Below are 7,161 nucleotides of genomic sequence, written 5' to 3'. Positions count from 1 at the left end.
CCGGTGGGTTCGCCGGGTCGATGCCGATCGAGGGGGCGACGAGTTCCAGCTCCCGGAGCAGGGAATGGGAGGAGCCCAGGGGGCCGCCGCCGGCCAGCAGCTCGTCGCTGGCGAGGGGGTGCGGGAAGTCCACGGGCACGTACGCGCCCGCGTGGTCGTAGTGCCAGACCAGGTGCGACTGCTGGGCCGTCGTCTCGAACATCTCCAGCAACTGTTCGTAGTCGCCGCCCAGTTCGTCCACCGGGTTCACCGCGAGCCCGCACACCTGGAGCAGGTACGCCCGCCGCAGGAAGTGCAGCGCGTCGTAGTCGAAGCCCGCGACCGGGGCCACGTCACCGGACAGGCCCGGCATGTACTGGTACACCGGCACCGGTGGCAGCCCGGCCTCGCCGAGCACCTTGTTGTAGAGCGCGAGCTCCTCGGCGAAGGGGTTGTCGGGGGTGTGGCACAACACGTCGACGAGCGGGACCAGCCACAGGTCACAGGCCAACAGAAAACTCCTCGCGTAATGGACGAGTACGGACGAGTAGCGGAAGACAGCAGGGCAGTCATTTCGGCGGGACGCGCAATTCGGTGCACAGTGTGCACAGTGGTCAGGGAAGCGTAATGGGTGGGGGCTGCGAAGACCCCCCTTGTGTCAGCCCTCTTCGTGCAGGTCCCATACCCATACCCCGCCGACCCACTTCCCCGGTCGGCCCACCAGCTTTTCCACGGCTTCGCGCAACTGCGCGTCGTATCCCTGTGGGGCCAGCACGAGCGCGCCCGCCTTCCAGTACGCGAAGTCCTTGCGTGCCTGGGCCCGCCAGTTGTCGCCGATCTCGGGTACGACGCCCGAGTACCGCACGTCGTAGAGCAGGTTCGAGGTGTAGCGGGGCGAGGCTCCGTAGATGCCGATGCGCTCCTCGCCGTACGGGCCGTTGAAGTAGCCGCCGGGCATACGGAACTCCAGGTGCGCCGCGGTCTGCCAGTGCAGGGCCTCCGCGTTGCCCGGGTCGGGCAGCGGCACCGGTACGAGGGTCTCGCCCTTTTTGACGTCGACGTACGACTTCCACATGCCGTCGGCGATGAAGGCCGGTACGTCGGGCCGCTCCACCGACTTCAGTGGGGCGGGGACGATCGGGATCAGGGCGGCCGCGACCGCCGTGAGGCCCACGAACTGGGTGCCGATGTGCGGGGACTTGACCAGGGCGTCGATCCCGAGCGCCAGCAGGATGCCCAGCACGGGTGCGCAGATCATGGCCACGCGGCCCTCGATGACCGACTCGAACAGGGGTTTGTCCGACAGCAGCGCCCATGGGCCCGGTATCACCGTGTCCGTCAGCGGGATGGGGATCTTCGGGCCCAGGGACAGCAGCGCCGCGACGACTCCCGTGAAGGCCAGCGCCTTGACGACGGTCCGCTCCCACAGGCCGATGACGATCGCGAAGGCCAGGGCGGCCAGCGGCCAGCCGTAGAAGGCGTTCTGCTCGGTGGGGTTGAGGGACAGGGCGCTCGCCGTCGCCTCGTTGCCCGCGACCAGGGAGCGTTCCGCGAACGAGAACAGTGCGAGGGGGCTGTTGCCCGCGTTGTCGCCGTGCAGGACGCTCTTGTAGCTCTGCGGGCCGAAGAACTGCCAGGCCAGCGGGAAGGCGACCAGGGGGAGACAGAGCAGAAGGGCCACCCCGAGGCCCTTGGACAGGGGCCGCCAGGACTCCTTCGCCACGTCCCGCCGGGCCACCGCGTACGCGACCGCGAACAGCAGCATCCCCATCGCCGCGAGCAGCAGCGGCTCCTCGCCCAGGAAGATCTGGTACGTCGCCATCAGGCCGAGCACGATGCCGTCCCGGCGGACCCGGGTGCCCTCGCACAGCCGCAACGCCCGGTCGATGATCAGCGGCATCATGAACAGGACGATGAAGTTCGGGTGCGCGTTGGCGTGGCTGACCATCGGTGGGGCGAAGGTCGCGAGAGCGGCGCCGGTGAAGGCCGCGGCCCGGTTACGTACGACGCGGCGGACGATCAGCCAGTACCAGGCCGCCGCTGTGGCGGTCAGGCCCAGCGTCATCGCCAGGCCCAGGGAGATGGCCGGGCCGAGGGTGAGGGTGATCGGGGTGAAGGGGACGGAGACGCCCAGCATGACCGTGTTGGCCATGAGGTTCACGCCGTCGGGGAAGCCCTGGAGGGTGGTGAAGAGCGGGTTGCGGAGATGGACGACGTTGTCGGCCGTCACCGCGAAGAACCACTCCCACTGGTTCTGGTCCTGGAGGGAGTCCGGCAGATAGCGGTGGTTCGGGTCGATCCAGCGGCCGGAGTACAGGAGCACCGACATCAGCAGGAACGCGAGGACCGCGAGGAGGTCGGCGCGGCGGACCGAGCGGGCCTTGAGGGCGGTGAGTTCGCCCAGGACCCGGGCGTAGTCCCAGGGGCGGATCTTCGAGCCCGACTGGTGGGCCCAGCGGACCGGGACCTCGGCGACGGGCCAGCCGGAGCGGCGGAAGTACTGGAGTATCTCGATGTCGATGCCGAAGCCGTCGAGCCGGGAAGCGGCGAAGGCCTCGCGCGCCCGCTCGCCGTCGAACAGCTTGAAGCCGCACTGTGTGTCGCGGATGCCCGGCACCGCGAGGCCGCGTATGAGGAAGTTGCCGGCGCGGCCGAGGGCCTCGCGCACGGGGTGCTGGTGGCGTTCGATGGTGGCGCCCGGTGTGGCGCGCGAGCCGATCGCGGCCGACTGCCCGTCGGCGAGCGCCTTGTCGAGGTGCTCCAACTCCTCGATGGGGGCGGCCAGATCGGCGTCCGTGACGAGTACGCGGCGCCCGTACGAGGCGCAGACGCCGAGGCGCAGGGCGTGGCCCTTGCCGCGGTTGCGCGGGCTGGTGACCAACTGGATGCGGGGCTCGGCCTCGGTGGCGGCGGTGACGACGTCACGGGTGCCGTCGGTGGAGCCGTCGTCGACGACGATGACCTCCCATGTGGTGCCGTCGCCGGCTTCACGGAGGTGGCCGGTGATCGCGTCGAGGGCGCGGCCGAGCCTCTTCTCCTCGTTGTAGGCGGGTATGACGACCGAGAGGTCCACCTCGTGCGAGCGGGGCCCGCGGGTCTTGCCGCTCATCCGGCGGCCAGGCGTTCGACGAGGGCGAGGCAGTGGGTGTTGTGCCCGGTGACGATCTCGTGCGCGGCCTTCGCGTCGCCGCGGGCCAGGGCGTCGACGAGTTCGGTGTGCCGCGCCCAGAGGAGACCGCGCAGATCGGGCAGCCGCCGCAGGTGCTGGACCGCGCACACCCAGGCCTGTACGAGCAGCCGGTGCAGGAAGTCCGCGAGGTAGGGGTTGCCGAACAGGTCGCTCAACTCGCGCCAGAACCGCAGGTCGTAGCCGATGAGCACGGTCAGGTCGCCCGCGGTGGCGGCGCGCCGGGCCTCCTCGCCGCGACGGCGCACGCCGGCCAGCACGGTGGTGGTGCGGGAACCGGTGTCGTAGTCCTTGTCGGCGCGGAAGATGCCGCCGATGACCATGCTGCGGGCCTCGATCATCTCCCGGTAGTCGTCCAGGGAGTACTCGTGGACCTGGAAGCCGCGGTGCTGCACCGCGTCCAGCAGACCCTGGGCCGACAGGTCGACCAGTGCCTCGCGGACGGGTGTCGCGGAGACGCCGTACTGGTCGGCGATCTCCTTCACGGTGAACTCCTGCCCCGGCTGGAGCCGGCCTGCCAGCACCTCGTCGCGCAGCGCGTCCGCGAGCTGCTGCCGCAGGGTGCTGCGGGTCACGGTGCTGTTGCCGTTGCGGCTCGGCGTGCTGCCACCGGTGCCGGGCATGGTCGGGGCCCTCCCCTTTCGTGTACGGGTACGTGTTCGTGTGCGGTTACGTGTTCGTGTGGCGGTACGTACTTTTCTACGAGCACGCCACCTTACGCGTTCGGGGTTGCCGGGAGGTCGAACGGTGTGGGGGCCATGTCGGCTGTGTCATGGGCAAGTTCTTGAACGCTTGAGCATATTTCGGGGGAGTGGTCTGGGTCACATGAGCGGTCCTGTTGCACCCGCGGCCGTGGTGGACACGTAGGGGCAGACGCTACGGAAGGAAGCCATGCCCATCGATACCGAAGCCCAGTTCACGGAGGTGTACCGGGCTCACTACGAGGACGTGCTGCGGTTCGTGCGCCGTCGTGCCCACCCGATGAACGTCGACGACATCGTCGGAGAGACCTTCCTCACCGCGTGGCGCCGACGGCGCGAGCTCCCCGAGGACCCGCGGCCCTGGCTGTTCGGCACGGCACGCAAGGTGATGCTCAACGCGGGCCGCGGCATGCGCCGGCAGACCGCGCTCGTGGTGCACATCCAGCAGGTCTTCGAGACCGGCTCCCACGACCGGACGGTCGACGCCACGGCCCAGGTGGACAGCCGGATGGAGCTCGTCGCCGCCTGGAAGTCACTGCCGCCGGCCGACCAGGAGGTCCTCGCGCTGCACGTCTGGGAGGGACTCGCGGCCAAGGACGCGGCGAAGGTCCTCGGCTGCACCCGCGCCGCCTACGCCATGCGCCTCACCCGCGCCAAGCGGCGCCTCGCCGGACAGCTCACGTCCGCGCATTCCCCCTCCCCCGCCCTCGCCCCGACGCACTGAACAGGAACCCTCATGAACAACGACCTTCGTTCCCGTCTCGCCGAGCTCGACGCCGCCCCGCGCCGCGAACCGTCCGCCGCCGACATCGACCGTGAGGAGCGGCTGCTGCGGTCCGTCCTGAGCGACACCGGGCGGCCCGAGCGGTCGGCCGGTGCCGCGTTCCGCCGCCCGCTCGTGCGGCGTCTGGCGTTCACGGCGGCCGGCGGCGTGCTCGCCGCGGGCGCGGCCGCGGTGGCGGTGACGGCCGGCGGCCTGTTCGGCATCGGCGGCTCCGGACCGCTGTCCTCGGCGGAACTGGCCTCCTGGACCAGCACGCCCCACAGCCTGAACACCGCCAGTGGTGAAGGCTCCAAGGCCGAGAAGCAGTGCCTGGAGTTCACGAAGGACTTCGGCGACGCCGGGTCACGGCCCGAGATCAGCAACGCGGAGATCCGCGGATCCGTCGGCTCCATGATCATCACGCGGGCCGGTGACGCCACGTACTGCCTGATGGGTTCGGACGGCTCGGGCATCGGGATGGCCGTCTCCGACGTGGCGAAGCTCCCCGCCGACCAGATCGACCTGGACACCTACGGTTCCCGGGGCGAAGGCTCGGGACTGCTCAACTACGCGCTCGGGTCGGCGGGCTCCGACGTCAAGGAGATCACCCTCCAGGACCGCGGAAAGACCATCCACGCCCTGGTGCAGGACGGCCGGTGGACCGCCTGGTGGCCGAAGGGCCACCCCGAGGGCCTGATCACCGGCACGTTCACCCTCACCCTCAAGGACGGCACGACCCGGACGGTCGAAGGGGACGCACTGTGAACCAGGCGCCCGGCGACCGGCCCGGAGGGCCTCCCGCGGCAGGGCTTTCAGCAAGCCGCTGAGCGGCGCAGGCAGCGGAGCAGGACCACGAGGTGGGCGACATCCTCATCGGCCAGTCGGCAGCGCGGGCAGTCGCCCGGGTCGGGCACCCGGTGCTCGCAGGGCGCGGCGTCCTCGGCCCGGAACGCCTCCTGCGGCGCATGGCGAACGCGCTTGTCGCGCTCGGGGAGGGGCGGCACGGTCCGCTCTCGGTCCTCCTGTGACGGCGAAGGCGGCGGCGGTGACGGTGGAGCGGCGTCGACGACGTCCCGGATGTGCGCCTCCCGCTCCTCAGGTGTCGCGCGCCGCTCAAGGCCGGTGCGAGGAACGGCCGTTGTCTGGTGGCCAGTGCCGTGGCCGGGGATGTGGCCTGTGCCGTGGCCAGGGCTGCGGTGCGGCTTTTCCTTGATCATCGGTGCCTCCCGTCGTCTGGGTGCCTCCTGGCGGGTATCGGCTCGCGGACAGGGGGACCTGAGACACCGGAGCCCTGTGCGATTGGTGTGTTCGACCGGGCGGGGTCGGTGCGGCCGCGCCACTCCCCGCTGTTACGGAACCGTCGAAGCCGCCCACCTCACCTCCCCTGAACGCGGCACTATCCTCGGTCTGTTGCACACGCATGGGGGGAAGGTGGCGCGACGATGGAGAAGCTGGGCGCCGGGGATCCGCAGCGGATCGGTGCGTATCGGCTGCTCGCGCGGCTGGGCGCGGGCGGGATGGGGCACGTGTACCTGGCCCGGTCGGACCGGGGCCGTACCGTCGCCGTGAAGCTGGTCCGGCAGGAACTCGCCGAACAGGAGGAGTTCCGGGCGCGGTTCCGGCAGGAGGTGCAGGCCGCGCGACGGGTCGGTGGGTACTGGACCGCTCCGGTCCTCGACGCGGACACCGAGGCCACCATCCCCTGGGTGGCGACCGGGTACGTCGCCGGGCCGAGCCTCCAGAGCGTCGTCGGGCACGACCACGGGGCCCTGCCCGAGCGGTCCGTACGGATCCTCGCGGCGGGGCTCGCCCACGCGCTCAAGGACGTGCACGCCGCTGGGATCGTCCATCGCGATCTCAAGCCGTCCAACGTGCTGGTGACCATCGACGGGCCCCGTGTCATCGACTTCGGGATCGCCCGCGCCCTGGAGACGGTCACCGACGGCGGGCTGACGCGCACGGGCGCGCTCGTCGGATCGCCCGGGTTCATGGCGCCCGAGCAGGTGCGCGGGGACCGCATCACGCCCGCGTGCGACGTCTTCTGCCTGGGCTCCGTCCTCTCGTACGCCGCGACCGGCGCCCTCCCCTTCGGGAGCGCCAACTCGGGTGTGCACGCGCTGATGTTCCGCATCGCGCAGGAGGAACCCGACCTGGAGGCCCTGCCGGAGGGGCTCGCCGACCTCGTACGGGACTGCCTCCGCAAGGACCCCGCCGCCCGGCCCACGCTCGATCGGATCCTGGACCGCATAGGCGCCGAGGACAGCGTCCTGGACGGGCGCTCCCTCGACCCCTGGCTGCCGAGCGCCCTGGTCGCCCAACTCGGGCGGCACGCGGTGCGGTTGCTGGACACGGAGAACCCGGAGGAGACGGACGGAGAGGAGACGCGGGGACCGGGGACAGGCGGACCGGAGACCGGCGGTTCGGAGACCGGCGGATCGGAGGCGGGCGGATCGGAGGCGGGCCGGGGAGCGGCACCCGCCGCCTCACCCGTGCGTGGCGCGTCCCCCGAACACGCCCCGGCCTGTCTCTTA

7 protein-coding genes are annotated in these 7,161 nt (G+C 71.0%); 3 read left to right on the top strand and 4 right to left on the bottom strand.

The features are described from left to right. From FPZ41_RS43275 to FPZ41_RS43265, 3 genes are all read right to left on the bottom strand, one after another. Nucleotides 1–490, bottom strand: a 490-nt coding sequence (locus FPZ41_RS43275) for a hypothetical protein (protein ID WP_152870007.1), incomplete at its 3' end; no start/stop codon positions are given. 147 nt (nt 491–637) lie between these two features. Continuing rightward, nucleotides 638–3,088: a dolichyl-phosphate beta-glucosyltransferase gene (locus FPZ41_RS43270; RefSeq protein ID WP_152870005.1), complete on the bottom strand. Its 2,451-nt coding sequence runs from the start codon at nt 3,086–3,088 to the stop codon at nt 638–640. After that, entirely contained in the window at nt 3,085–3,789 is a 705-nt protein-coding gene (locus FPZ41_RS43265; protein WP_152870003.1) for a GntR family transcriptional regulator, read from the bottom strand. The genes FPZ41_RS43270 and FPZ41_RS43265 overlap by 4 nt, the downstream gene beginning before the upstream one ends. Before the next feature lie 268 nt (nt 3,790–4,057). On the opposite strand from FPZ41_RS43265, the gene FPZ41_RS43260 reads away from it, so the two are divergent. Beyond that, on the top strand, nt 4,058–4,591 hold the full coding sequence (locus FPZ41_RS43260; RefSeq protein ID WP_152870002.1) for an RNA polymerase sigma factor: 534 nt from the start codon (nt 4,058–4,060) through the stop codon (nt 4,589–4,591). Between the two features lie 12 nt (nt 4,592–4,603). Further along, nucleotides 4,604–5,395, top strand: a complete 792-nt coding sequence (locus FPZ41_RS43255; protein ID WP_152870000.1) for a hypothetical protein — start codon at nt 4,604–4,606, stop codon at nt 5,393–5,395. A 47-nt stretch (nt 5,396–5,442) separates the two neighbouring features. Here the strand turns inward: FPZ41_RS43255 and FPZ41_RS47615 are convergent, their stop codons facing one another. Continuing rightward, entirely contained in the window at nt 5,443–5,847 is a 405-nt protein-coding gene (locus tag FPZ41_RS47615; protein WP_194236430.1) for a hypothetical protein, read from the bottom strand. Between the two features lie 225 nt (nt 5,848–6,072). Here FPZ41_RS47615 and FPZ41_RS43250 point away from each other — a divergent pair. Continuing rightward, nucleotides 6,073–7,161, top strand: a 1,089-nt coding sequence (locus FPZ41_RS43250) for a serine/threonine-protein kinase (RefSeq protein ID WP_228023396.1), incomplete at its 3' end; no start/stop codon positions are given.

The sequence above is a fragment of the Streptomyces acidicola genome, from assembly GCF_009377235.1.
Lineage (GTDB): Bacteria > Actinomycetota > Actinomycetes > Streptomycetales > Streptomycetaceae > Streptomyces > Streptomyces acidicola.
This window is presented reverse-complemented; position numbering and strand designations above follow the sequence as displayed.

What these genes read in the sequence shown, in the direction of transcription:
- FPZ41_RS43260 (WP_152870002.1), top strand. Translation starts at nt 4,058, where the DNA reads ATGCCCATCGATACCGAAGCCCAGTTCACGGAGGTGTACCGGGCTCAC.
- FPZ41_RS43255 (WP_152870000.1), top strand. Translation starts at nt 4,604, where the DNA reads ATGAACAACGACCTTCGTTCCCGTCTCGCCGAGCTCGACGCCGCCCCG.
- FPZ41_RS43270 (WP_152870005.1), bottom strand. Translation starts at nt 3,088, where the DNA reads ATGAGCGGCAAGACCCGCGGGCCCCGCTCGCACGAGGTGGACCTCTCG.
- FPZ41_RS43265 (WP_152870003.1), bottom strand. Translation starts at nt 3,789, where the DNA reads ATGCCCGGCACCGGTGGCAGCACGCCGAGCCGCAACGGCAACAGCACC.
- FPZ41_RS47615 (WP_194236430.1), bottom strand. Translation starts at nt 5,847, where the DNA reads ATGATCAAGGAAAAGCCGCACCGCAGCCCTGGCCACGGCACAGGCCAC.